Source organism: Streptomyces sp. NPDC031418 (assembly GCF_055581605.1).
This window is the reverse complement of record NZ_JBVIJC010000015.1, coordinates 34477-59844: the sequence shown is the minus strand read 5'-3', so window position 1 is coordinate 59844 and position 25368 is coordinate 34477. Positions and strand designations below refer to the sequence as shown.

Here is a 25368-nt window from a genome sequence, read left to right as displayed (position 1 = left end):
CGGTCAGGCCTCCGTTCCGGTGCTCTCAGCCGGAGCGGCAGCGGGAGCCTCGGCCTTGGGGGCCTCGGCGCCGGCAGCCTGCTGCGGCTTACGACCACGCCGCTCGCCACCGCGGCCACCACGGGCCGGGCGGTCGGCGCCACCGCGGGCCGGGCGGTTACCCGCACGGGCGGCAGCGTTCTCGGCGCGGACCTCGGCGATGTTCTTGACGTCGCCCTTGTAGATCCAGACCTTCACACCGATGCGGCCGAAGGTCGTCTTGGCCTCGAAGAAGCCGTAGTCCACGTTCGCGCGGAGCGTGTGCAGGGGCACACGGCCCTCGCGGTAGAACTCCGAGCGGGACATCTCGGCGCCGCCGAGGCGGCCACCGCACTGGATCTTGATGCCCTTGGCGCCGGCCTTCATCGCCGACTGCATGCTCTTGCGCATGGCACGGCGGAAGGAGACGCGGGAGGACAGCTGCTCGGCGACGGCCTGGGCCACCAGCTGAGCGTCCGTCTCCGGGTTCTTGACCTCGAGGATGTTCAGCTGGACCTGCTTGCCGGTCAGCTTCTCCAGGTCACCGCGGATGCGGTCGGCCTCGGCGCCGCGGCGGCCGATGACGATGCCCGGGCGAGCGGTGTGGATGTCCACCCGGACGCGGTCACGGGTGCGCTCGATCTCAACCTTCGAGATGCCGGCGCGCTCCATGCCGGACGTCATCATCCGACGGATGGCGACGTCTTCCTTGACGTAGTCCTTGTACAGCTTGTCGGCGTACCAACGCGACTTGAAGTCGGTCGTGACACCGAGCCGGAACCCGTGCGGGTTTACCTTCTGGCCCATTACCGGGTTCCTTCCTTGCTGCTGACGACCACGGTGATGTGGCTGGTCCGCTTGCGGATCCGGTAGGCACGGCCCTGGGCACGCGGACGGAACCGCTTCAGGGTCGGGCCCTCGTCGACGTAGGCCTCGGAGACGAAGAGGCTGTCGACATCGGTGTGGTCGTAGTTGTGCGCGGCGTTGGCGATGGCGCTGTCCAGCACCTTGCCGACCGGCACGGAGGCTGCCTGCGGAGCGAATCGCAGAACAGCCTGGGCCTCCGTGGCGTCCATGCCACGGATGAGGTCCACCACACGGCGGGCCTTCATGGGCGTGACGCGGATGTACCGCGCCTGGGCCCTGGCTTCCATGGTTGTCCCTTCAGAGTTACTTACGTGTCTGAATGCGATCCGCTACTAGCGGCGCTTCGACTTCCGGTCTTCCTTGACGTGGCCCCGGAAGGTGCGAGTCGGCGAGAACTCGCCGAGCTTGTGGCCGACCATCGACTCGGTGACGAACACCGGGATGTGGGTCTTGCCGTTGTGCACCGCGATCGTGTGGCCGAGCATGGCCGGGACGATCATCGAGCGACGGGACCAGGTCTTGATGACGTTCTTGCTGCCCGCTTCGTTCTGGGCGTCCACCTTCTTGATCAGGTGGTCGTCGACGAAGGGCCCCTTCTTCAAGCTACGAGGCATCTCAACCCGTCCTTAGCGCTTCTTGTTCGTCTTGCGGCGGCGGACGATGTACTTGTTCGACGCCTTCTTGGGCGAACGAGTACGGCCTTCCTTCTTGCCCCACGGGGACACAGGGTGGCGACCACCGGAGGTCCGGCCCTCACCACCACCGTGCGGGTGGTCAACCGGGTTCATGACCACACCACGGACGGTCGGGCGAACGCCCAGCCACCGCTTACGGCCGGCCTTACCCCAGTTGATGTTGCTCTGCTCGGCGTTGCCGACCTCGCCGACGGTGGCGCGGCAGCGGACGTCGACCAGGCGGATCTCGCCGGACGGCATGCGCAGGTGGGCGTAGGCGCCCTCCTTCGCGAGCAGCTGCACGGAGGCACCGGCGGAGCGGGCGAACTTGGCACCGCCACCGGGACGGAGCTCGATCGCGTGGATCGTGGTACCGACCGGGATGTTGCGGAGGGCCAGGTTGTTGCCCGGCTTGATGTCGGCCCCGGGACCGTTCTCCACGGTGTCGCCCTGCTGGAGGTTACGCGGGGCGAGGATGTAGCGCTTCTCGCCGTCCGCGTAGTGCAGCAGCGCGATGCGCGCGGTGCGGTTGGGGTCGTACTCGATGTGCGCGACCTTCGCCGGCACGCCGTCCTTGTCGTGACGACGGAAGTCGATCACACGGTAGGCGCGCTTGTGTCCGCCACCCTGGTGGCGAACGGTCACACGACCGGCGTTGTTACGGCCGCCCTTGCTGTGCAGGGGACGGACCAGCGACTTCTCCGGCGTGGACCGCGTGACCTCGACGAAGTCGGCAACGCTGGCGCCACGACGGCCCGGCGTAGTCGGCTTGTACTTGCGGATTCCCATTTCTCAGTCCTCGTCCGATATCGGACGATCCGGACCGCCCTTAGGCGGTCGGACCGCCGAAGATGTCGATACGGTCGCCCTCGGCGAGGGTCACGATCGCGCGCTTGCTGCCGGCACGCTGACCGAAGCCGGTCTTCGTGCGCTTGCGCTTGCCCTGGCGGTTGATCGTGTTGACCCCGGTGACCTTGACGTCGAAGACCGCCTGGACGGCCTGCTTGATCTGGGTCTTGTTGGCGTTCGGGTCGACGATGAACGTGTACTTGTTCTCGTCGAGGAGCGCGTAGCTCTTCTCCGAGACGACCGGCTTCAGCAGGACGTCACGGGGGTCCGTGTACGACTTGCTCAGCGGGGTCTCGACGGTGTTCTTGCCCTCGGTGGCGTGGCGCTTCGCCTTGGCGACGCGCGCGGCCTTGGCGGCCTTGGCCGCCTTCGAGGCGATAGCGGGGTGACGGATAGCCATCAGGCCTCGCTCCCTTCGGTGTCAGCGGCCTTGGGGCCAGACACGAAGGACTCGAACGCGGCCTGGGTGAAGACCACGTCGTCCGAGACGAGAACGTCGTACGTGTTCAGCTGGCCCGGCTCCAGGATGTGGACCTGGGGCAGGTTGCGGGCGGACAGCCACGCGGCCTCGTCGGAGCGCTCGACGACCAGGAGCAGGTTCTTGCGCTCGCTGATCTTGCCGAACAGGCTCTTCGCGGCCTTGGTGGAGACCTGGCCCTCGACCACGCCGGAAACGACGTGGATGCGGTTGTGACGCGCCCGGTCGGTGAGGGCACCGCGCAGGGCGGCGGCCTTCATCTTCTTCGGGGTCCGCTGCGAGTAGTCACGCGGCACGGGACCGTGCACGACGCCACCACCGGCGAACTGCGGCGCGCGGGTCGAACCCTGGCGGGCGCGACCGGTGCCCTTCTGGCGGTACGGCTTCTTGCCACCACCGCGGACCTCGCCACGCGTCTTGGTCTTGTGCGTGCCCTGACGGGCCGCGGCCAGCTGCGCGACGACGACCTGGTGGATCAGCGGGACGCTGACCTTGGCGTCGAAGATCTCCGCGGGGAGCTCGACGGAACCGGCCTTCTCGCCCGCCGGCGAAAGGATGTCAACAGTGCTCATCGGTTACCTCAGGCCCCCTTGGCCGCGGTGCGGACCAGGACGAGGCCGCCGTTCGGACCGGGAACCGCGCCCTTGATGAGCAGCAGACCCTTCTCCGCGTCAACGGCGTGGACGGTCAGGTTCTGGGTGGTGACCCGCTCGTTGCCCATGCGACCCGCCATGCGGAGGCCCTTGAACACACGACCCGGGGTGGCGCAGCCACCGATGGAACCGGGGGAGCGGTGCTTGCGCTGGGTGCCGTGTCCGGCGCCGAGGCCACGGAAGTTGTGGCGCTTCATGACGCCGGCGAAGCCCTTGCCCTTGCTCTTGCCGGTCACGTCGACCTTCACGCCGGCCTCGAACACCTCAGCGGTGATCTCCTGGCCCAGCGTGTACTCGGAGGCGTCCGCGGTGCGGATCTCGACGAGGTGGCGACGGGGGGTGACGTCGGCCTTGGCGAAGTGGCCCTTGAGGGGCTTGTTCACCTTGCGCGGGTCGATCTCGCCGAAGGCGATCTGAACGGACTCGTAGCCGTCGACGTCGTTGGTACGGACCTGGGTGACGACATTGGGGCCGGCCTTGACGACGGTGACCGGAACAACACGGTTGTTCTCGTCCCACACCTGCGTCATGCCGAGCTTCTCGCCCAGGATGCCCTTGATCTGCTTAGCCATTCTCAGCTCACCAGCCTCAGAGCTTGATCTCGATGTCGACACCGGCCGGGAGGTCGAGTCGCATCAGAGAGTCAACGGTCTTGGGGGTGGGGTCGAGAATGTCGATCAGGCGCTTGTGCGTGCGCATCTCGAAGTGCTCGCGCGAGTCCTTGTACTTGTGCGGCGACTTGATGACGCAGTACACGTTCTTCTCAGTGGGCAGCGGCACCGGGCCCGCGACCGACGCACCAGTGCGGGTCACCGTCTCGACGATCTTCTTCGCCGAGGAGTCGATGACCTCGTGGTCGTAGGCCTTGAGCCGGATGCGGATCTTCTGTCCCGCCATGGCTACTCAGTAGTCCTGTCTCTCTACAGCTCTGGAACCTGGTGTTCCTTTGACTTTCGCCGACCCACGCGGTCGGGCGTGTCGCGTTCCCGCTGACACAGATGTCCCTTGTTCGAACATCCCTTGTCTTGGGGAAGAGGTTCACCGGGTGCCTGGCCGGTGCCGCACCACACTTCCCGGAAGATTCCCGTACGTCCGCCCCAGCGCTGCCATGTGGCAGTTAAGGCGACGAGTACTGTGGGACTCGCTTCCGGTCCTCCCGGCGGGAGGCGCGCAGCATCAACACTCGACCGAGCAACTCGGACAGTCTGCCATATGGGGCACCCTCGATGCCAATCGAGCCGAAGAGATTACCCCGAGAGTGACGTAGGTCAAACCGAAGGCCGGTCCGGGCGCGGCTCGGGGTCGGCCCGGGCTCGGCCCGGGGGTCAGATCCGCCGGCTCTCGACCGGGCCCAGATACAGCTCCGGCAGCCCGCCCGTGTCGATCAGCAGCCGCTGGACCACCACCGTGGGGTCCACCATCCAGAATTTCAGCCGGTGCACGACACCCGGTCCCACCGCGTGCCGGGTGGCGGTGCGGTTGATGTTGTCCGAGGTGTTGCGGGCCCACACCGCGTTCAGGGCGCCGTCGTCCGCGCCCGCCGTGATGTCCACCGTACGGACCGGGCCGTCGTCGAGGGAGACGCCGTAGCGCAGGCCGGACACCTTGGGCACGGCCGGGTTGCGGGGGGACAGCAGGGCCCAGACGGTCACCTCGGTGTCCGGCTCCGACACCAGGCTCACCTCGTACTCCAGGCGCGGCGAGGAGCCGCCCGGGGCCCGGGAGGGGGCCGTCACCGGCCACGGGGTCATGCCCGCGCCCGTGCGGCCGATGCCCTCGATGCGGCGCCACCGCCCGACCGCCCGGTCGTAGTGGTCCGCGTCGATCGCCACATAGCCGCCGGCCTCCACGAAGCCCCGCAGGCCCCGGGCGGCCGGGCGGACGGCCACACAGCGCACCGGGACCGACGCGCCCGCGCCGCTCACCGTGAGCGTGCCTTCGGCGCGGCCGGCCGGGGCCCGGGACCAGTCGACGCGGACCTCCAGCCGGACCTGCTGCTCGACGCGGCCCGCCGGGTGGTCCACCCGCAGCCAGGGGACCGAGGAGGACACCCGGTAGTCGAAGGGGGTCCCGCCCCGGTTGAAGACCTCCAGGTACTGCTGGGGGCGGGTCTGGTACGGGCTGAACTCCGGCAGCACCGCCTCCCCCAAGGCGCCCCCCGGCCACCACTGGCCCGCGTCCTCCGCGCCGTCCACCGACACCCCCAGCCGGGCGTCCGGGGGCAGCTGGATGCGGCGTACGGCGGGGAAGAGGACGTCCGGCAGGGCCACGTTGTCCTTCTCCGGCTGCTGCCAGCCCGCGTTCGGGCCGTAGCGGTCGACGTCGCCGTAGTCGATGTGCGGCTGGGTCTGGAAGCCCTGCCATTTCCCGTTCGCCACACGGGAGTTGAAGCGGTCGGCCAGGGCGAGGTCGCGGGCGAAGGCGGCCTCCGCCCGGGCCGCGCGGTCGTTCGTCGCCGCCCGGCCCTGCCCGGCGAACAGCAGGTTCGTGAACTCCGCCGAGCGCAGCGCGTACAGGTTCGCGGTCGCCGTCACCTCGTAGCCGACCAGCTCGAACCAGGCGTCCTGCCGCTCCGGCGGCAGCCGGCGGGCGATGCGCTCGGCGCGGCCGCCCAGCTCCTGCCACTCCTCGGTCACCCGCTCCAGCTCCCGGTGCGCGAAGCGGTACGGGGTCTGCCGGTCGTCGTAGACCACCTGGCTGTCGGCGGAGAGCGTGATACGGCGGTTCAGCAGCTCCGGCTTGCGGCGGGCCTGGAGCCGGCCGTACTCCGCCAGCACCGCGGCGATGTCATGGGCCGACGCCTCGCCGAAGTTCTGCCGGGCGTAGCGCCGCTCCCACTCCCCCAGCCGTTCCAGGGGCCAGCGGTCGGGGTCCCAGGCGTAGCTCAGGAAGAACTCGGTCGGCAGCTCGTTGCCCTTGAGATCGCCGACGTTCGCCACCCACAGGCCGTGGTTGCCGTACGCGTGCGCCTGGTGGAGCTGGTCCCAGACGTTGCGGAGGTTGGCCGTGTCGACCCACTTGTAGTTGCGGCCGGCCCCGACGTAGTCGAAGTGGTAGTAGAGGCCGTAGCCGCCGCTGCGGGGGCTGTCCGGGTGCTTCCGGATGTTTCCCCAGTTGTCGTCCGTGAGGACCACCGTGACGTCGTCGGGGGCGCGCAGACCGCGGTCCCAGTAGCGCTGGACCTCCTTGTAGAGGGTCCAGACCTGCGGGGTCTCGGCGGCCGGCCGGCCGGTCACCTCCTCGATGATCCGGCGCTGGTCGTCGATGATCTGCTGCATCAGCTCGATGCCGTCGCCGTCGGGCAGGCCGATGTCGCCGTTGCCGCGCATCCCGAGGGTCACCACGCCCTCGAAGCCCTGGTCCACCATGCGCTGGATGCCGGCTCGCCAGTAGGCCCGCAGAGCGTCCGCGTTGCGGCGGTACGACCACTCCCCCGTGCCCCCGTAGGGGTCGTGGCCGGGGCCGGCGTGCCGGTTCCACTCCTCGATGCCCCGCATCATCGGCGCCTCGTGGGAGGTGCCCATGACCACGCCGTACTCCGCCGCCCTCCGGTGGTTGTCCGGGTCGTCCTCGGCGAAGGCCCGGCCCCACACCGCCGGCCAGAGGTAGTTGCCCTTCAGCCGCAGCAGGACCTCGAAGACCTTGGCGTAGAAGGCGGAGTTGAAGCCGTTGGGATATCCCGGCGCCTTGCCCGGTCCGAAGTACGCCGGGGCCCAGGTGCCGAGGGCCGGGTTCTCGTCGTTGATGAAGAAGCCCCGGTATTTCACCCGGGGGGTGCCCTGGGTGAAGCGTCCAGGGCGCACCCAGACCCCGGTGCGCCGCACCGGCGGCACGTCGTCCCACCAGTGCCAGGGCGAGACTCCGATGCCGTACGAGACGTCGTACGCCCCGAAGATCGTGCCCCGTGGATCGCTGCCCGCGACGACGAACGCCCGCTCCACCCCGGGCAGCGGATGCTCCACGACGGTCTGGAGCGAGGTCTCCCAGCCGCCCCGGACCCCGGTCACGTCCAGCTTTCCGGAGCGGACCAGGCCGTCGATCAGCGGGCTGCGGCCGATCGTGCCGAGCAGCACGGGGAAGCGGCCGATGGTGGTGCCGGGGCGGACGCCGGTCACGCGCTCGAGGTCGTCGCGGAGGTCAGATGCGACCCGTACGACGCCGGGGTGGTCGTCGGGGCTGACCACCACGGGGGCGCCGACCAGCGAGAAGGCGCCGCCGGTGAAGGAGATGTACGCCCCGGGGTCGGTCACCGTCAGGTCCGCGGCCCCTCCCTGGGCCCGGGCGGTCCCCGAGGTCAGCACGGGCACGGCGGCCAGTCCCGCCCCCAGCACCGTTCTGCGCGCCACGGACATGCGTCCCCTCCCTCTGCACGGCCTCTATTTGCCAAGTGGCATGACAAATAGTGAAGGGAGGGGGCGGTGGGGGGAATGGGTCGGCGGCGCCGAATAGTTTCGAAGCGCGGCGGCCGCTCAGGGGCCGTCCGGCACCAGGTTGTTGGCGCTGAGCAGGCCGCCGCCCGCCGGCAGCCCGATCGCGGTGCGCAGCGTGCCGACCGCCGGTTCCCGCACCGACACGGTCAGGGTGTAGGCCGGCTGCCCGGTGATGGTGTTCGAGGAGTCCGTCGGGATCCGCAGGCCCTCCGTCACCGTCTCGGCGTCGTACCCGGGGCACAGGGCCGTCAGCGGGAGGGTGATCTCGCCGCCGCCACCGTCCGTGACGTCGATGTGCTGCCGGTCGGCGCCGCCGGCCTTCCCGGGGGCGGCCCAGGTGACGGGCAGGCCGTGCGCCCCGGCGACCAGGCCGTGCGGGCCCTCGATCTCCACCGCGACGCCCTCGCCGTGCAGATCGCGGGAGAGCACCAGCGGGCGGTGGGTGCCCGGCGCGAAGAGCAGCCCGATGCCGAAGCTGCCGGGCGTCCGGCCGGACAGCTTCTCGTAGCCGTAGGAGCCGAGCGTCAGCTGCGGGCCGGGCTGTCCTTCGGCGGACTGCGGGGCGGGCGCGGAGGCGGCCGCGGGCAGCGGGAAGTAGTGGTAGCCCTGCTCGCCGCAGTGGGCGCCGTCGGTGACACCGCCGCCGGGCAGTGCGACGGCCCTGGCCGGGCCGGACTCGGCCGAGTCGCTCCCGTCGTCCCAGGAGAGCAGCCCCCACTGCCAGGCGCCGTACAGCAGTACGGCCGCGGCGACCAGCCAGGGGACCACGGCCTGGAGCACCTCGCGCGGCGACGGCCGTGCGGGGCGCCGGGGCCTCGGCCGCGCGTCGGCCGCGGACGCGGACCTCTCGCGGAGCCTGCGGGCCACCATCCGGGCGCGCGCCGACGGCTCCTTCGGCGCGGCGGACCCGTCGTCCTCGGCCGCGGCGCGCAGGAACGCGGCCCACTGCTCGTCGGGTATGGAGGACCGGAAGGAGTCCGGGCCCTCGTCGGGGCCTTCGGCGGGCGGGACGGTATTCACAGGGAGAACCGTAAGGGTTCAAGGTGACGCGGACATGCGAAGAGGCCCGTACGACCGGAGTCGTACGGGCCTCTCACAGGTCAGAAGACCTTCAGGTCAGTCAGTGACCTCAAGCAAGCGGAACTTACTTGACGATCTTGGTGACCTGGCCGGCGCCCACGGTGCGACCACCCTCACGGATGGCGAACTTCAGGCCCTCCTCCATGGCGATGGGCTGGATGAGCTGCACCGACATCTCGGTGTTGTCACCCGGCATGACCATCTCGGTGCCCTCGGGGAGGGTCACAACGCCCGTCACGTCCGTGGTACGGAAGTAGAACTGCGGACGGTAGTTGTTGAAGAACGGCGTGTGGCGGCCACCCTCGTCCTTGGACAGGATGTAGGCCTGCGCCTCGAACTCGGTGTGCGGGGTGACCGAGCCCGGCTTGATGATGACCTGGCCGCGCTCGACGTCCTCGCGCTTGATACCGCGGAGCAGCAGACCGACGTTCTCACCGGCCTGGCCCTCGTCGAGCAGCTTGCGGAACATCTCGATGCCGGTGACCGTGGTGGTGGTCTTCTCGGTCTTGATGCCGATGATGTCGACGGTCTCGTTGACCTTGAGGACACCACGCTCGATACGGCCGGTGACGACGGTGCCACGACCGGTGATCGTGAAGACGTCCTCGATCGGCATCAGGAACGGCTTGTCGACGTCGCGCTCCGGCTCCGGAATCGCGGTGTCGACGGCGTTCATGAGGTCCAGGACGGACTGGGTCCACTGGGCGTCGCCCTCGAGCGCCTTCAGCGCCGAGACCTTGACGACCGGGACGTCGTCGCCCGGGAACTCGTACTCGGAGAGGAGCTCACGGACCTCGAGCTCGACGAGCTCCAGGATCTCCTCGTCGTCCACCATGTCGGCCTTGTTCAGGGCGACGACGATGTACGGAACGCCGACCTGGCGGGCCAGGAGCACGTGCTCCTTGGTCTGCGGCATCGGGCCGTCGGTGGCGGCGACCACCAGGATCGCGCCGTCCATCTGCGCGGCACCGGTGATCATGTTCTTGATGTAGTCCGCGTGACCCGGGCAGTCGACGTGGGCGTAGTGACGCGCCTCGGTCTGGTACTCGACGTGCGCGATGGAGATGGTGATACCGCGCTGACGCTCCTCAGGAGCCTTGTCGATGTTGTCGAACGGGGTGGCCTCGTTCAGGTCCGGGTACGCGTCGTGCAGCACCTTGGTAATGGCGGCCGTGAGGGTCGTCTTACCGTGGTCGATGTGACCGATGGTGCCGATGTTGACGTGCGGCTTAGTCCGCTCGAACTTCGCCTTCGCCACTGGGGTCCTCCTGTGGAGTGGTTCTGTACGCCTTACTTCATCGGCGCCAGGTGATCTTTGCTGTAAAGGCCCGGAACCCGGGGGCATTCCGTCCGCGATTGCGGGGGAATGCCCCTGGAGGCTCCGGAGTCAAGCCTACGGCGTGGGAACGCGGAGCGTTACTCGCCCTTGGCCTTCGCGATGATCTCCTCGGCGACGTTCCGCGGAACCTCGGCGTAGGAGTCGAACTGCATCGAGTAGCTTGCGCGACCCGACGTCTTGCTGCGGAGGTCGCCGACGTAGCCGAACATCTCCGACAGGGGCACGAGGCCCTTCACGACGCGGGCACCGGCCCGCTCCTCCATGGCCTGGATCTGGCCACGGCGGGAGTTGATGTCGCCGATGACCTCGCCCATGTAGTCCTCGGGCGTGGTGACCTCGACGGCCATCATCGGCTCGAGCAGCACGGGGCTGGCCTTGCGCGCGGCCTCCTTGAAGGCCTGCGAACCGGCGATCTTGAAGGCGAGCTCGGAGGAGTCGACCTCGTGGTAGGCGCCGTCGTGGAGGATGACACGGACACCGGTCATCTCGTAGCCGGCGAGGATGCCGAACTGCATGGCCTCCTGCGCACCGGCGTCGACCGAAGGGATGTACTCCTTCGGGATACGACCACCGGTCACCTTGTTCACGAACTCGTACGAGGTGTCGCCACCCTCGAGCGGCTCGATGCCGATCTGCACCTTCGCGAACTGACCGGTACCACCGGTCTGCTTCTTGTGGGTGTAGTCGACGCGCTCGACGGCCTTGCGGATCGTCTCGCGGTACGCCACCTGCGGCTTGCCGACGTTGGCCTCGACCTTGAACTCACGGCGCATGCGGTCGACCAGCACCTCGAGGTGCAGCTCGCCCATACCGCCGATGATGGTCTGGCCGGTCTCCTCGTCCGAGTGGACCTGGAAGGACGGGTCCTCCTCGGCCAGGCGCTGGATCGCGACGCCGAGCTTCTCCTGGTCGCCCTTCGACTTGGGCTCGATGGCGACCTGGATGACCGGCGCCGGGAAGTCCATGGACTCCAGGATGACCGGGTTCTTGTCGTCGGACAGCGTCTCACCGGTGGTGGTCTGCTTCAGGCCCATGACGGCGACGATGTCGCCGGCGCCCACCGACTCGATCTCCTCACGCTTGTTGGCGTGCATGCGGTAGATCTTGCCGATGCGCTCCTTCTTGCCCTTGACGGAGTTCAGCACGGCGGTGCCGGACTCCAGGCGGCCGGAGTACACGCGGACGAAGGTGAGCTTGCCGAGGTGCGGGTCGCTCATGATCTTGAACGCCAGCGCCGACAGCGGCTCGTCGTCGGACGGCTTGCGCTTGACGACCTCCTCCGGGTCGTTGACCGCGTGGCCCTCGATGGCCTCGATGTCAACGGGGGAAGGCAGGTAGCGCACGACCGCGTCGAGCAGGGGCTGGACGCCCTTGTTCTTGAACGCGGTACCGCAGAACACCGGGGTGATGGTGGTGCCGGTGCCCTTGCCGGACGCGATGGTGATACGACGGATCGCGGCGTACAGCTGCTCCTCGGTGGGCTCCTGGCCCTCCAGGAACAGCTCCATGATCTCTTCGTCGTTCTCGGCGACGGCCTCGACCAGCTTGCCGCGCCACTCCTCGGCGGCCTCGACATGCGTGTCCGGGATGTCGACGACGTCGTACATCTCGCCCTTGGTCGCCTCGGCGGACCACACGAGCGCCTTCATGCGGACCAGGTCCACGACGCCCTTGAAGTCGGCCTCGGCACCGATCGGGAGCTGCATGACGATCGGCTGCGCGCCCAGGCGGTCGACGATCATGTCGACGCAGCGGTGGAACTCGGCACCGGTGCGGTCGAGCTTGTTGACGAAGCAGATACGCGGAACGCCGTAGCGGTCCGCCTGACGCCACACGGTCTCGGACTGCGGCTCGACGCCGGCGACGCCGTCGAACACCGTCACGGCACCGTCGAGCACACGCAGGGAACGCTCCACCTCGACGGTGAAGTCGACGTGACCCGGGGTGTCGATGATGTTGATGGTGTGGTCGACGTTCTCCAGCGGCCAGTGGCAGGTGGTGGCAGCAGAGGTGATCGTGATGCCACGCTCCTGCTCCTGCTCCATCCAGTCCATGGTGGCAGCGCCGTCGTGGACCTCACCGATCTTGTAAGACACACCGGTGTAGAACAGGATCCGCTCGGTGGTGGTCGTCTTGCCCGCGTCGATGTGGGCCATGATGCCGATGTTGCGCACCTTGGCCAGGTCAAGCGAAGTGGTAGCCATAAGGCTTCAGTCTTCTCTCGGTCTCGATGTGGACTGCGACTACCAGCGGTAGTGCGCGAAGGCCTTGTTGGACTCGGCCATCTTGTGCGTGTCCTCGCGCTTCTTGACGGCCGCACCGAGGCCGTTCGAAGCGTCGAGAAGCTCGTTGAGCAGACGCTCGGTCATGGTCTTCTCGCGACGGGCGCGGGAGTAGCCGACGAGCCAGCGCAGCGCCAGGGTGTTGGCACGGCCGGGCTTGACCTCGACCGGGACCTGGTAGGTGGCGCCACCGACACGGCGGGACTTGACCTCGAGGGTCGGCTTGATGTTCTCAAGAGCGCGCTTCAGCGTGATGACCGGGTCGTTGCCGGTCTTCTCGCGCAGGCCCTCCATGGCGCCGTAGACGATGCGCTCGGCGGTGGAGCGCTTGCCGTTCAGCAGCACCTTGTTGATCAGGGAGGTCACCAGAGGAGAACCGTAGACCGGGTCGATGATGACCGGGCGCTTCGGGGCGGGGCCCTTACGAGGCATTCTTACTTCTCCTTCTTGGCGCCGTAACGGCTGCGAGCCTGCTTGCGGTTCTTGACACCCTGGGTGTCGAGCGAACCGCGGATGATCTTGTAGCGAACACCCGGCAGGTCCTTCACACGGCCGCCGCGCACGAGCACGATGGAGTGCTCCTGCAGGTTGTGTCCCTCACCCGGAATGTAAGCGGTGACCTCGATGCCACTGGTCAGACGCACACGCGCGACCTTACGCAGGGCCGAGTTCGGCTTCTTCGGGGTGGTCGTGAACACACGCGTGCAGACGCCACGACGCTGAGGGGAACCCTCGAGTGCGGGCGTCTTGTTCTTCTCGACCTTGTCCTGCCGGCCCTTACGGACCAGCTGCTGGATCGTAGGCACTACTTCTCCGGTTTCTGTGTGCCGATAGGTACAGCTAACCTGGAACGTCGCCGACCCACGCGGTCGGGTGTGTCGAATCCGTCAGGCCCTTGCCGCCAGGCGAAAAGGGGCACGGATTACGGTGGCCGATCACGGCTCGCTGCACGGAGTGAAGGCACGCGCAAGAGCCAGGGCACACCCCAGGCACAAGGTCTGAGCGTACCTACCTCATTCGCTGCGGTCAAAACAAATGGAACCGACCCCGCGCCAGGCTGCGGCCGCTGTCAAGGGCGCGTACCTTAGTCGATCTTCGTTCCGGCCGCCCCAGCCCCTCCGGCCGCCTCAGCCCCCCGGCCGCCCCCGACGACCTCGCCGGACCTCCGGGCCGCCCTGGAGCGGCTGGAGGCTGCACAGCGGGCCGGTACGGACACCTCCTGGGCGCCCGGGAGTCCCACCGAACCCCACCGAACGCCGAAGGGCGGCCACCCCCGTACGGGAGTGACCGCCCTTCATGCTGCTCGCTTACTGGTTGTACGGACCGTAGTCGTAGTCCTCCAGCGGAACGGCCTGGCCGGAGCCGGTGCCGAACGGCGAGTAGTCGATGTCGTCGTAGCCGACGGCCGAGTACATCGCGGCCTTGGCCTCCTCGGTCGGCTCGACCCGGATGTTGCGGTAGCGGGACAGACCCGTACCGGCCGGGATGAGCTTACCGATGATGACGTTCTCCTTGAGGCCGATGAGGCTGTCGGACTTGGCGTTGATCGCCGCGTCCGTCAGAACTCGGGTCGTCTCCTGGAAGGAGGCGGCCGACAGCCAGGACTCCGTCGCCAGCGAGGCCTTGGTGATACCCATCAGCTGCGGACGACCGGAGGCCGGGTGACCGCCCTCCTGGACCACACGACGGTTCTCGGTCTCGAACTTCGAGCGCTCGACCAGCTCACCGGGCAGCAGCTCGGCGTCGCCGGACTCGATGATCGTCACGCGGCGGAGCATCTGCCGGATGATGATCTCGATGTGCTTGTCGTGGATCGACACACCCTGCGAGTTGTAGACCTTCTGGACCTCGCCGACCAGGTGGACCTGGACGGCACGCTGACCCAGGATGCGCAGCACGTCGTGCGGGTTGGTGGCACCCACGGTGAGCTGCTGGCCCACCTCGACGTGCTCGCCCTCGCGGACCAGGACCTTGGCGCGCTTCGAGATCGGGTACGCCGTCTCGTCGCTGCCGTCGTCCGGGGTGACGACGATCTTCTTGGTCTTCTCGGTCTCCTCGATCCGCACGCGGCCGGAGGCCTCGGAGATCGGGGCGACACCCTTCGGGGTACGGGCCTCGAAGAGCTCGACGACACGCGGCAGACCCTGGGTGATGTCGTCACCGGCCACACCACCGGTGTGGAAGGTACGCATCGTCAGCTGGGTACCGGGCTCACCGATGGACTGGGCGGCGATGATGCCGACCGCCTCACCGATGTCCACCAGCTTGCCGGTGGCCAGCGAACGGCCGTAGCACATCGCGCAGGTGCCGACGGCGGACTCGCAGGTCAGGACCGAACGGGTCTTGACCTCCTCGACGCCACGGGCGACCAGCTCTTCGATGAGCACATCGCCCAGGTCGGTGCCGGCCGGGGCCAGCACCTGGCCGTCGACCACGATGTCCTCGGCGAGGCAGCGCGCGTACACGGAGGTCTCGACGTCCTCCGCCTTGCGCAGCACGCCGTCCTCGTCGCGCCCGGCGATGCGCAGACGCAGACCACGGTCGGTGCCGCAGTCCTCCTCGCGGATGATGACGTCCTGGGAGACGTCGACCAGACGACGGGTGAGGTAACCCGAGTCGGCGGTACGCAGAGCGGTGTCCGCCAGACCCTTACGGGCACCGTGCGTGGAGATGAAGTACTCCAGCACGGACAGGCCCTCACGGAAGGACGCCTTGATCGGACGCGGGATGGTCTCGTTCTTCGCGTTCGACACCAGACCACGCATACCGGCAATCTGACGCATCTGCATCATGTTGCCTCGGGCACCCGAGTTCACCATCATCGAGACCGGGTTGGTCTTCGGGAAGTTCGCGTTCATGGCCTCGGCAACCTCGTTGGTCGCCTTGGTCCAGATCGCGATGAGCTCCTGGGTGCGCTCTTCCTTGGTGATCAGACCGCGCTCGTACTGCTTCTGGACCCGCTCGTCCTGCGCCTCGTAGCCGCGGACGATCTCCTTCTTCGCGTCGGGGACGACGACGTCGGAGATGGCCACGGTGACACCGGAACGGGTGGCCCAGTAGAAGCCGGCCGCCTTCAGGTTGTCGAGCGTCGCCGCCACGATGACCTTCGGGTAGCGCTCGGCGAGGTCGTTGACGATCTCGGAGAGCTGCTTCTTGCCGACCTCGTAGTCGACGAACGGGTAGTCCTCGGGCAGCAGCTCGTTGAAGAGCGCGCGGCCCAGCGTGGTGTTCAGGCGGAAGCTGTCACCCTGCTGCCACTCCGGCTCGCCCTCCTCGCGCACCGGCGGGGTCCAGCCGCGCGGCGGGATGGTGCCCACCGGGAAGCGGATGTCCACGCGCGACTGGAGCGACAGCTCGCCGGCGTCGAACGCCATGATCGCCTCGGCCACGGACGCGAACGAACGGCCCTCGCCCTTGACGTTGCGCATCTCGCCGTCGGTGGTGAGGAAGAACAGACCGAGGACCATGTCCTGGGTCGGCATCGTCACCGGACGGCCGTCGGCCGGCTTGAGGATGTTGTTCGAGGACAGCATCAGGATGCGGGCCTCGGCCTGCGCCTCCGCGGACAGCGGCAGGTGCACGGCCATCTGGTCACCGTCGAAGTCCGCGTTGAACGCGGTGCAGACGAGCGGGTGGATCTGGATGGCCTTGCCCTCGACCAGCTGCGGCTCGAAGGCCTGGATGCCGAGGCGGTGCAGGGTGGGCGCACGGTTCAGCAGCACCGGGTGCTCGGCGATGACCTCTTCGAGGACGTCGTACACCACGGTGCGGCCGCGCTCGACCATGCGCTTGGCCGACTTGATGTTCTGCGCGTGGTTCAGGTCGACCAGGCGCTTCATCACGAACGGCTTGAAGAGCTCCAGCGCCATCGCCTTCGGCAGACCGCACTGGTGCAGCTTCAGCTGCGGACCGACGACGATCACGGAACGCGCCGAGTAGTCGACACGCTTACCGAGCAGGTTCTGACGGAATCGACCCTGCTTACCCTTCAGCATGTCGCTGAGGGACTTCAGCGGACGGTTGCCGGGGCCCGTGACCGGGCGGCCGCGGCGGCCGTTGTCGAAGAGCGCGTCCACGGCCTCCTGGAGCATGCGCTTCTCGTTGTTCACGATGATCTCGGGCGCACCGAGGTCGAGAAGGCGCTTCAGGCGGTTGTTGCGGTTGATGACACGGCGGTACAGGTCGTTCAGGTCGGAGGTCGCGAAGCGGCCACCGTCCAGCTGCACCATCGGACGCAGGTCCGGCGGGATGACCGGGACGCAGTCCAGGACCATGCCCTTGGGGCTGTTGGACGTCTGGAGGAACGCGGAGACGACCTTCAGCCGCTTGAGGGCACGGGTCTTCTTCTGGCCCTTGCCGGTGCGGATGATCTCGCGGAGCTTCTCGGCCTCCTCCTCGAGGTCGAAGGACTCCAGGCGCTTCTGGAGCGCCGCGGCACCCATCGAGCCGTCGAAGTACGTGCCGAAGCGGTCGCGCAGCTCGCGGTAGAGCAGCTCGTCGCCCTCGAGGTCCTGGACCTTGAGGTTCTTGAACCGGTTCCACACCTCGTCGAGGCGGTCGATCTCGCGCTGCGCACGGTCGCGCAGCTGCTTCATCTCGCGCTCGGCACCCTCGCGCACCTTGCGGCGCACGTCGGCCTTGGCGCCCTCGGCCTCCAGCTCGGCCAGGTCGGACTCGAGCTTCTTGGCGCGGGCCTCGAGGTCGGCGTCGCGGCGGTTCTCGATCTGCTGGCGCTCCACCGAGACATGCGCCTCCAGGGAGGGCAGGTCGCGGGTACGGCGCTCCTCGTCGACGTACGTGATCATGTACGCCGCGAAGTAGATGACCTTCTCCAGGTCCTTCGGGGCGAGGTCCAGCAGGTAGCCCAGCCGGGACGGGACGCCCTTGAAGTACCAGATGTGGGTCACGGGAGCGGCCAGCTCGATGTGGCCCATCCGCTCACGGCGCACCTTGGCGCGCGTGACCTCGACGCCACAGCGCTCGCAGATGATGCCCTTGAAGCGGACACGCTTGTACTTGCCGCAGTAGCACTCCCAGTCCCGGGTAGGACCGAAGATCTTCTCGCAGAAGAGTCCGTCCTTTTCGGGCTTCAGGGTGCGGTAGTTGATGGTCTCGGGCTTCTTGACCTCGCCGTGGCTCCACTGACGGATGTCGTCAGCGGTGGCCAGGCCGATCCGGAGCTCGTCGAAGAAGTTGACGTCGAGCACTATGCGTCAATCCCTCTCAGGGTCGAAAGTCTGTGGTCTGAAACGGGGGCCTGGGGGTCGGCGGGGGCCTCACACGGTGGCGAGGCCCCTACCGGACTCCCGTCAGACCTCTTCGACGCTGCTCGGCTCGCGCCGGGACAGGTCGATACCGAGCTCCTCCGCAGCGCGGAAGACGTCCTCGTCGGTGTCGCGCATCTCGATGGACATACCGTCGCTGGACAGCACCTCCACGTTCAGGCAGAGCGACTGCATCTCCTTGATGAGCACCTTGAAGGACTCGGGGATGCCGGGCTCGGGGATGTTCTCGCCCTTGACGATGGCCTCGTAGACCTTCACGCGGCCGGTGACGTCGTCGGACTTGATGGTCAGCAGCTCCTGGAGGGCGTACGCGGCGCCGTAGGCCTCGAGGGCCCACACCTCCATCTCACCGAAGCGCTGGCCACCGAACTGCGCCTTACCACCCAGCGGCTGCTGGGTGATCATCGAGTACGGACCGGTCGACCGGGCGTGCAGCTTGTCGTCGACCAGGTGGTGCAGCTTCAGGATGTACATGTAGCCGACCGAGATCGGGTCCGGGAACGGCTCACCGCTACGGCCGTCGAACAGCCGCGCCTTGCCGGACGGGAGCACCATGCGCTCGCCGTCGCGGTTCGGGATGGTGTGCTGCAACAGACCCGCCAGCTCGTCCTCGCGGGCACCGTCGAAGACCGGGGTCGCGACGTTGGTGCGCGGGGCGACCTTGTCGGCGCCGATCGCCTGGAGGCGCTGGGCCCACTCGTCCGCGAGGCCGGAGACGTCCCAGCCGCGGCTGGCGAGCCAGCCGAGGTGGATCTCCAGGACCTGTCCCGGGTTCATTCGGGACGGCACACCCAGCGGGTTGAGGATGATGTCGACCGGGGTGCCGTCCTCCAGGAACGGCATGTCCTCGATCGGCAGGATCTTGGAGATGACACCCTTGTTGCCGTGACGGCCGGCGAGCTTGTCACCGTCGGTGATCTTGCGCTTCTGCGCGACGTAGACGCGGACCAGCTGGTTCACGCCCGGCGGCAGCTCGTCGCCCTCCTCGCGGTCGAAGACGCGGACGCCGATGACCTTGCCGGTCTCGCCGTGCGGCACCTTCAGCGAGGTGTCACGGACCTCACGGGCCTTCTCACCGAAGATCGCGCGCAGCAGGCGCTCCTCGGGGGTCAGCTCGGTCTCACCCTTCGGGGTGACCTTGCCGACGAGGATGTCGCCGGCGATGACCTCGGCACCGATGCGGATGATGCCGCGCTCGTCGAGGTCGGCGAGGACCTCCTCGGAGACGTTCGGGATGTCCCGGGTGATCTCCTCGGGGCCGAGCTTGGTGTCACGGGCGTCGACCTCGTGCTCCTCGATGTGGATCGAGGAGAGGACGTCGTCCTGCACGAGGCGCTGCGACAGGATGATCGCGTCCTCGTAGTTGTGACCCTCCCACGGCATGAACGCCACGAGCAGGTTCTTGCCGAGGGCCATCTCGCCGTTCTCGGTGGCCGGGCCGTCGGCCAGTACCTGGCCGGTGATGACGCGGTCGCCCTCGTTGACGATGACCTTCTGGTTGACCGAGGTGCCCTGGTTGGACCGGGAGAACTTGGCCAGGCGGTACGTGATGTACGTGCCGTCGTCGTTGGCGGTGGTGATGTAGTCCGCGGAGACCTCCTGGACCACACCGTCCTTCTCGGCCTTGACCACGTCGCCGGCGTCGACCGCGGAGCGGTACTCCATGCCGGTGCCGACGAGCGGGGCCTCCGACTTAATCAGCGGCACGGCCTGACGCATCATGTTCGCGCCCATGAGGGCACGGTTGGCGTCGTCGTGCTCGAGGAAGGGGATCATGGCGGTCGCGACCGACACCATCTGGCGCGGCGAGACGTCCATGTAGTCCACGTCCTCGGGGCCGACGTAGTCGACCTCGCCGCCACGGCGGCGGACCAGCACGCGGGCCTCGGCGAAGTGGAGCTCGTCCGTCAGCGGCGCGTTGGCCTGCGCGATGACGAAGCGGTCCTCCTCGTCGGCGGTCAGGTAGTCGACCTCGTCGGTGACGACACCGTCGACGACCTTGCGGTACGGCGTCTCGATGAAGCCGAAGGGGTTGATCCGGCCGTACGAGGCGAGCGAGCCGATCAGACCGATGTTCGGGCCTTCCGGCGTCTCGATCGGGCACATGCGGCCGTAGTGCGAGGGGTGCACGTCACGGACCTCGAAGCCGGCCCGCTCACGGGAGAGACCACCCGGGCCGAGGGCGTTCAGACGACGCTTGTGCGTCAGCCCCGACAGCGGGTTGTTCTGGTCCATGAACTGGGACAGCTGGCTGGTGCCGAAGAACTCCTTGATGGAGGCGACGACCGGCCGGATGTTGATCAGGGTCTGCGGCGTGATCGCCTCGACGTCCTGGGTGGTCATGCGCTCGCGCACGACGCGCTCCATACGGGCGAGACCCGTACGGACCTGGTTCTGGATCAGCTCGCCGACGTTACGGATACGACGGTTGCCGAAGTGGTCGATGTCGTCGGTCTCGACCATGATCGTGCGACCGCTGGCGGTCACCGTCTCGGTCTCGCCGGCGTGCAGCTGCACCAGGTACTTGATGGTGGCGATGATGTCGTCGGTGGTGAGCACACCGGCGTCCAGCGGCTCGTCCGCACCGAGCTTCTTGTTGACCTTGTAGCGGCCGACCTTGGCCAGGTCGTAGCGCTTCGGGTTGAAGTACAGGTTCTCCAGCAGCGTCTGCGCGGCCTCACGCGTGGGGGGCTCGCCCGGACGCAGCTTGCGGTAGATGTCGAGCAGCGCGTCGTCCTGGCCCTGGGTGTGGTCCTTCTCCAGGGTGGCGCGCATGGACTCGTACTCGCCGAACTCCTCGAGGATCTGCTCGGTGGTCCAGCCGAGCGCCTTCAGCAGAACGGTGACCGACTGCTTGCGCTTGCGGTCGATGCGGACACCGACCATGTCGCGCTTGTCGATCTCCATCTCCAGCCAGGCACCCCGGGACGGGATGATCTTGGCGGAGAAGATGTCCTTGTCGGACGTCTTGTCGATGGAGGAGTCGAAGTAGACACCGGGGGAACGGACCAGCTGCGACACCACGACACGCTCGGTGCCGTTGATGACGAAAGTGCCCTTGTTCGTCATGAGCGGGAAGTCGCCCATGAAGACCGTCTGGGACTTGATCTCACCGGTCTCGTTGTTGGTGAACTCGGCGGTGACGAAGAGCGGGGCGGCGTACGTGAAGTCGCGCTCCTTGCACTCGTCGATCGAGTTCTTCGGCGGCTCGAAGCGGTGGTCCCGGAACGTCAGCGACATCGACCCCGAGAAGTCCTCGATCGGGGAGATCTCGTCGAAGATCTCCTCCAGACCGGACGTGGTGGGGACGTCCTGACCGTTCTCCAGAGCCTCCTCGACCCGACTCTGCCAGGCGGTGTTGCCGAGCAGCCAGTCAAAGCTCTCGGTCTGCAGCGCGAGCAGGTTCGGAACCTCGAGAGGCTCCTTGATCTTTGCAAAGGAGATGCGCAGCGGGGCGGTGCTGGCGCCGTTGTTCGTATTCGCGGTCGAGGCAGTGCGCGAGGCGGCCAAGAGGGGGTCCTTCCGAGGGCTCGGACTCACTACGCGCGTACCGGTCCCTCTCCCGTACGCAGAGACGGAAACCCCAGGTCAGAGGTGCTTCGGTCGTCTGTGCTCGAGTGAGGGCAGACCCCTGGTGACGGGCAGGGGACAGCTAACAGGCAGCGCAAAGGGTCAGTGTAGCCACTTGGCACACTGATGTCCAGTGCGGGTTTTCGAGACCCCTCGTCGTGCTCACCGCTGTTGTCAACGCCCTCCGGCCTGCTGCCCTCAACGCACGTTGATACTGCCCTCTCCGTCGTCGATCCATGCCTCGGATTCGGATCCTTGTGACGACGCGTCCTGAGAATTGCGCGCTGCGTGCGGTTCGTCAAGGGCCCCCAGCCGGAACCGCGCCGTCCGGAGACACGACGAAGATCACCATACCCCTCGCCGCAGCGAGCGCAAGGCAACCGCGGTCGGCCTCCCCGAGACGCCGAAGAGCGACCACCCGGATGGATGATCGCTCTTCGGTGCGTCCGCGTTACAGCCCGGCAGGGCCGATCTCAGCGCGCAGTCGAGTCCCTGGGGACCCGGAAGGTGTTACTTGACCTCGACGGAGGCGCCGGCGCCCTTGAGGGCCTCGGCGGCCTTGTCAGCGGCCTCCTTGTTGACCTTCTCGAGGACCGGCTTCGGGGTGCCGTCGACGAGGTCCTTGGCCTCCTTCAGACCCAGCGAGGTCAGCTCACGCACGACCTTGATGACCTGGATCTTCTTGTCGCCGGCGCCGGTGAGGATGACGTCGAACTCGTCCTTCTCCTCCTCGGCCTCGGCGGCGGCGCCACCAGCGGCACCACCGGCGACGACGACCGGCGCGGCAGCGGCGGCGGTGACGTCGAACTTCTCCTCGAAGGCCTTCACGAACTCGGAGAGCTCGATGAGGGTCATCTCCTCGAACTGGGCAAGCAGCTCGTCCTGGGACAGCTTCGCCATGATGGCGGTCCTTCCACTCAAATCGGCAGGTGCCGGATGTACTGGGTAAGGCGGGCGTACGTCGGCCCGCTGCGACCCGAGCCGTAGGGCCGGGTCAGAAAGCGAGCCGAATTACTCGGCACCGCCCTGCTCGGCCTGCTTGGCGCGCAGCGCGTCCACGGTGCGGACGAGCTTCGACGGCAGCGCCTGGAAGACGGAGGCAGCCTGGGACTGCTTCGCCTTGAAGGCACCGGCCAGCTTGCTGAGCAGAACCTCGCGGGACTCGAGGTCCGCAAGCTTCTTGATCTCGTCGGCGGAGAGGGCCTTGCCCTCGAGCACACCGCCCTTGATGACGAGATTCGGGTTTTCCTTGGCGAAGTCACGGAGACCCTTCGCCGACTCCACCGGGTCACCGGTGACGAAGGCGACGGCCGTCGGGCCAGCGAAGAGCTGGTCCTCCAGCGTGATCCCGGCCTCCTGGGCCGCGATCTTGGTCAGCGTGTTCTTCACCACGGCGTACTGGGCGTTCTCACCGAGAGAACGGCGCAGCGTCTTGAGCTGCGCCACGGTGAGACCGCGGTACTCGGTCAGCACGGCGGCGTTCGAGTTGCGGAACTTGTCCGTCAGCTCGGCAACCGCGGCAGCCTTGTCGGGCCTCGCCATAGAGCCTCGGCCTCCTTCCGGGTGATTCGGACCGCGCGGACCCGAAGGAGGACTGGGTAAAACGAAACGCCCCGGCGCAGGCGCTCGGGGCGGACTCGACCGGCCGTACACGCGCTGAGGCGCGCACTCCGGGAGTTCTTCCACTGACACCTGCGCGGGTCGCCCACTTTTCAGCGGATCCTTCGGCCACCGCACCCTCATTCGAGCGCACGGCAACGACCAGCGGTCTTTGGCTTCGGGAAGGAGACTACGGGACCGCCCCACCCCAGAGCAAATCGGGCCCTACGGCCCTACGGCGCTACGGCACAGGTCGGTCGGCAGCTGCGGTCGGCGGGCGGCCCGGGAAGGTGCCCAGGAGGTCATGGGACGGCCCGTGCGGGCGCGGGAAGGCGCCGGCACGGGCCGCTCTGCGATGCGCCGGGGCGCGGCGGCTCAGGAGCTGAGACCGGTGCCGCCCGCGGTGGTGCCGGCCGTGCCGCTGCTGCCGCCCGCCGTCATGCCGCCGGACTTCATCAAGTCGGCGAAGTCCATGGTGTCGCCGGCCGGCGGGGCCTCGGCGCTGACCTTGACGCCGTAGTCGCTGTAGTAGGCGGTGTTGACCATGGTGCCCTGAGTCATGTCCGCCTTCTCGGTCTTCTTGACCAGCAGGTTCTGGTCGTTGATCCAGATGTCGACCGTGTCGGTGGTGACGCCCGCCTGGGTCAGCTGCTTCTTCAGGGCCGCCAGCTGGTCGGGCTTGAGGTTGCTGGACTTGCCCGCCAGGTCGGCCACGTTCACCGTGCCGGAGTAGTGCGTGGTGTGGACGCCGGAGAGCGTCTCCTCGCCGACCTTCTTGACGTCCCCGGAGGCCAGCAGCATCTTCACGGACTGGTTCGGCGTGGCGGTGCGCAGCTGGTCCTTCATGTACGAGCCGGAGGCGCCGCCGAACTTGGCGAGGTCGTCGTACGAGTACTTGAGCCAGTGCTTGCCGCCGGTCTGCCGGGCGAAGGCGTCGCTCATCTTCGCGTAGTAGGCGTCCGGCAGATAGCGGGCCTGCATCGACGTGTTGCCGGACTTCTTCATCATCTCGGCCATCTGGCCGCCGGTGTACGTCAGCGTGAGGTTGCCGGTCAGGCCGTGGCCCCAGGTGAGGGAACCGGTCGAGGAGATCGACATGAGGTTGCCCACGGACATGGTGGAGCGCACCTTGGCCGAGTCGGCCTTGTCCGTGGACTGCTCGGCGGAGCGCAGGGCGGCGATGGGGCTGACGTTGATGACGGTGTCGCCGGCCGCCTTGTCGCCCTTGGCGCCCTTCCCGGAGCCGGAGGTGCCGCAGGCGGCCACCCCGGTGAGCGCGGCGACCACCGCGATGGACAGGGTCATCCGGCGCACGGTCGTGCTCTTCATTCTTGTCCCACCCCTATTGCGAGTCCTGTGCCTGCACCGTAACCCAGGCCGCTGACAGTCGTACGAAAGGTCGCACAAAGAAAGGACGGACCCCGCAACCGGAAGGTTGCAGGGCCCGCCCTTTCTTACGCGTTCCTGACGCGGCTACCGGGTGAGCGCAGGGCTCAGACGGCGGCCGGGTCCTCCTCGACGAGGAGGTTGCGGGTGCGGTTCGGGTCGACCGGGATGCCGGGGCCCATCGTGGTGGTGATGGCGGCCTTCTTGATGTAGCGACCCTTGGCGGCGGACGGCTTCAGACGGAGGATCTCCTCCAGCGCGGCGCCGTAGTTCTCCACCAGCTTGTCGTCCTCGAAGGACGCCTTGCCGATGATGAAGTGCAGGTTCGAGTGCTTGTCGACGCGGAACTCGATCTTGCCGCCCTTGATGTCGGTGACGGCCTTGGCGGTGTCGGGGGTGACGGTGCCGGTCTTCGGGTTCGGCATCAGACCACGGGGGCCGAGGACGCGGCCGAGGCGGCCGACCTTGCCCATGAGGTCCGGGGTGGCGACGACGGCGTCGAAGTCCAGACGGCCCTTCGCCACCTCGTCGATCAGCTCGTCGGCGCCGACGATGTCGGCGCCCGCGGCACGCGCGGCCTCGGCACGGTCGCCGGTCGCGAAGACCAGGACCCGGGCGGTCTTACCGGTGCCGTGCGGAAGGTTCACGGTGCCACGGACCATCTGGTCGGCCTTGCGCGGGTCGACACCCAGACGGAAGGCGACCTCGACGGTGGCGTCGAACTTGGTCGTGGAGGTCTCCTTGGCGAGACGGACGGCCTCGAGCGGGGCGTACAGCTTCTCCCGGTCGACCTTGGCGTCCGCAGCGCGGAGAGCCTTGCTGCGCTTGCTCACAACTTGCTCCTGTGTGTTCTGAAAG

At 67.8% G+C, this 25368-nt stretch carries 20 protein-coding genes; all 20 read right to left on the bottom strand.

Features of this window, described 5'->3' with window-relative positions:
* Window positions 1-3 precede the first annotated feature (3 nt).
* Window positions 4-825, bottom strand: a complete 822-nt coding sequence (gene rpsC, locus ACZ5CZ_RS22915) for a 30S ribosomal protein S3 (RefSeq protein WP_014674374.1) — start codon at window positions 823-825, stop codon at window positions 4-6.
* Entirely contained in the window at window positions 825-1172 is a 348-nt protein-coding gene (gene rplV, locus ACZ5CZ_RS22910; protein ID WP_030778516.1) for a 50S ribosomal protein L22, read from the bottom strand. Before rplV ends, rpsC begins: the two co-directional genes overlap by 1 nt.
* A gap of 45 nt (window positions 1173-1217) precedes the next feature.
* Complete coding sequence (rpsS, locus tag ACZ5CZ_RS22905; protein ID WP_095748093.1) at window positions 1218-1499, bottom strand: 30S ribosomal protein S19; 282 nt, start codon at window positions 1497-1499, stop codon at window positions 1218-1220.
* Window positions 1500-1511: 12 nt separating this feature from the next.
* Window positions 1512-2348, bottom strand: coding sequence for a 50S ribosomal protein L2 (gene rplB / locus ACZ5CZ_RS22900; RefSeq protein WP_030601203.1), 837 nt, complete (start codon window positions 2346-2348; stop codon window positions 1512-1514).
* 40 nt (window positions 2349-2388) lie between these two features.
* A complete protein-coding gene (gene rplW, locus ACZ5CZ_RS22895) occupies window positions 2389-2808 on the bottom strand; it encodes a 50S ribosomal protein L23 (protein ID WP_385843352.1) in 420 nt (139 codons plus the stop codon).
* The gene (gene rplD, locus ACZ5CZ_RS22890; protein ID WP_385843351.1) at window positions 2808-3458 is read right to left on the bottom strand and encodes a 50S ribosomal protein L4; all 651 of its coding nucleotides are present in this window, start codon (window positions 3456-3458) and stop codon (window positions 2808-2810) included. Before rplD ends, rplW begins: the two co-directional genes overlap by 1 nt.
* An 8-nt stretch (window positions 3459-3466) precedes the next feature.
* Complete coding sequence (gene rplC / locus ACZ5CZ_RS22885) at window positions 3467-4111, bottom strand: 50S ribosomal protein L3 (protein WP_014674369.1); 645 nt, start codon at window positions 4109-4111, stop codon at window positions 3467-3469.
* 16 nt (window positions 4112-4127) lie between these two features.
* Entirely contained in the window at window positions 4128-4436 is a 309-nt protein-coding gene (gene rpsJ, locus ACZ5CZ_RS22880) for a 30S ribosomal protein S10 (RefSeq protein ID WP_003948644.1), read from the bottom strand.
* A 428-nt stretch (window positions 4437-4864) separates the two neighbouring features.
* Window positions 4865-7891: a glycosyl hydrolase 115 family protein gene (locus ACZ5CZ_RS22875; protein WP_468945508.1), complete on the bottom strand. Its 3027-nt coding sequence runs from the start codon at window positions 7889-7891 to the stop codon at window positions 4865-4867.
* A gap of 117 nt (window positions 7892-8008) precedes the next feature.
* Complete coding sequence (locus ACZ5CZ_RS22870; RefSeq protein WP_468945506.1) at window positions 8009-8989, bottom strand: hypothetical protein; 981 nt, start codon at window positions 8987-8989, stop codon at window positions 8009-8011.
* Window positions 8990-9113: 124 nt separating this feature from the next.
* A complete protein-coding gene (tuf, locus tag ACZ5CZ_RS22865) occupies window positions 9114-10307 on the bottom strand; it encodes an elongation factor Tu (protein WP_385843348.1) in 1194 nt (397 codons plus the stop codon).
* 158 nt (window positions 10308-10465) lie between these two features.
* Entirely contained in the window at window positions 10466-12592 is a 2127-nt protein-coding gene (gene fusA / locus ACZ5CZ_RS22860; RefSeq protein WP_385843347.1) for an elongation factor G, read from the bottom strand.
* Between the two features lie 39 nt (window positions 12593-12631).
* Window positions 12632-13102: a 30S ribosomal protein S7 gene (gene rpsG / locus ACZ5CZ_RS22855; protein WP_003998848.1), complete on the bottom strand. Its 471-nt coding sequence runs from the start codon at window positions 13100-13102 to the stop codon at window positions 12632-12634.
* Between the two features lie 2 nt (window positions 13103-13104).
* Window positions 13105-13476 (bottom strand): 30S ribosomal protein S12, encoded by a 372-nt coding sequence (rpsL, locus tag ACZ5CZ_RS22850; protein WP_003948652.1) that lies wholly within the window; start codon window positions 13474-13476, stop codon window positions 13105-13107.
* Window positions 13477-13977: 501 nt separating this feature from the next.
* The gene (locus ACZ5CZ_RS22845) at window positions 13978-17877 is read right to left on the bottom strand and encodes a DNA-directed RNA polymerase subunit beta' (RefSeq protein WP_385843346.1); all 3900 of its coding nucleotides are present in this window, start codon (window positions 17875-17877) and stop codon (window positions 13978-13980) included.
* Between the two features lie 102 nt (window positions 17878-17979).
* A complete protein-coding gene (rpoB, locus tag ACZ5CZ_RS22840) occupies window positions 17980-21465 on the bottom strand; it encodes a DNA-directed RNA polymerase subunit beta (RefSeq protein WP_385843345.1) in 3486 nt (1161 codons plus the stop codon).
* A gap of 570 nt (window positions 21466-22035) precedes the next feature.
* Window positions 22036-22425, bottom strand: coding sequence for a 50S ribosomal protein L7/L12 (gene rplL, locus ACZ5CZ_RS22835; RefSeq protein WP_086697259.1), 390 nt, complete (start codon window positions 22423-22425; stop codon window positions 22036-22038).
* A gap of 111 nt (window positions 22426-22536) precedes the next feature.
* Window positions 22537-23067 (bottom strand): 50S ribosomal protein L10, encoded by a 531-nt coding sequence (gene rplJ, locus ACZ5CZ_RS22830; RefSeq protein WP_385843344.1) that lies wholly within the window; start codon window positions 23065-23067, stop codon window positions 22537-22539.
* 432 nt (window positions 23068-23499) lie between these two features.
* Window positions 23500-24453 (bottom strand): SCO4651 family lipoprotein, encoded by a 954-nt coding sequence (locus ACZ5CZ_RS22825; RefSeq protein ID WP_468945501.1) that lies wholly within the window; start codon window positions 24451-24453, stop codon window positions 23500-23502.
* A gap of 164 nt (window positions 24454-24617) precedes the next feature.
* A complete protein-coding gene (gene rplA, locus ACZ5CZ_RS22820) occupies window positions 24618-25343 on the bottom strand; it encodes a 50S ribosomal protein L1 (protein ID WP_450788705.1) in 726 nt (241 codons plus the stop codon).
* Window positions 25344-25368: the final 25 nt, after the last annotated feature.

Excerpts from the sequence above, each read along its gene's own strand:
- rpsC (WP_014674374.1), bottom strand. The coding sequence starts at position 825 with ATGGGCCAGAAGGTAAACCCGCACGGGTTCCGGCTCGGTGTCACGACC.
- rplV (WP_030778516.1), bottom strand. The coding sequence starts at position 1,172 with ATGGAAGCCAGGGCCCAGGCGCGGTACATCCGCGTCACGCCCATGAAG.
- rpsS (WP_095748093.1), bottom strand. The coding sequence starts at position 1,499 with ATGCCTCGTAGCTTGAAGAAGGGGCCCTTCGTCGACGACCACCTGATC.
- rplB (WP_030601203.1), bottom strand. The coding sequence starts at position 2,348 with ATGGGAATCCGCAAGTACAAGCCGACTACGCCGGGCCGTCGTGGCGCC.
- rplW (WP_385843352.1), bottom strand. The coding sequence starts at position 2,808 with ATGGCTATCCGTCACCCCGCTATCGCCTCGAAGGCGGCCAAGGCCGCC.
- rplD (WP_385843351.1), bottom strand. The coding sequence starts at position 3,458 with ATGAGCACTGTTGACATCCTTTCGCCGGCGGGCGAGAAGGCCGGTTCC.
- rplC (WP_014674369.1), bottom strand. The coding sequence starts at position 4,111 with ATGGCTAAGCAGATCAAGGGCATCCTGGGCGAGAAGCTCGGCATGACG.
- rpsJ (WP_003948644.1), bottom strand. The coding sequence starts at position 4,436 with ATGGCGGGACAGAAGATCCGCATCCGGCTCAAGGCCTACGACCACGAG.
- ACZ5CZ_RS22875 (WP_468945508.1), bottom strand. The coding sequence starts at position 7,891 with ATGTCCGTGGCGCGCAGAACGGTGCTGGGGGCGGGACTGGCCGCCGTG.
- fusA (WP_385843347.1), bottom strand. The coding sequence starts at position 12,592 with ATGGCTACCACTTCGCTTGACCTGGCCAAGGTGCGCAACATCGGCATC.
- rpsG (WP_003998848.1), bottom strand. The coding sequence starts at position 13,102 with ATGCCTCGTAAGGGCCCCGCCCCGAAGCGCCCGGTCATCATCGACCCG.
- rplL (WP_086697259.1), bottom strand. The coding sequence starts at position 22,425 with ATGGCGAAGCTGTCCCAGGACGAGCTGCTTGCCCAGTTCGAGGAGATG.
- rplJ (WP_385843344.1), bottom strand. The coding sequence starts at position 23,067 with ATGGCGAGGCCCGACAAGGCTGCCGCGGTTGCCGAGCTGACGGACAAG.
- ACZ5CZ_RS22825 (WP_468945501.1), bottom strand. The coding sequence starts at position 24,453 with ATGAAGAGCACGACCGTGCGCCGGATGACCCTGTCCATCGCGGTGGTC.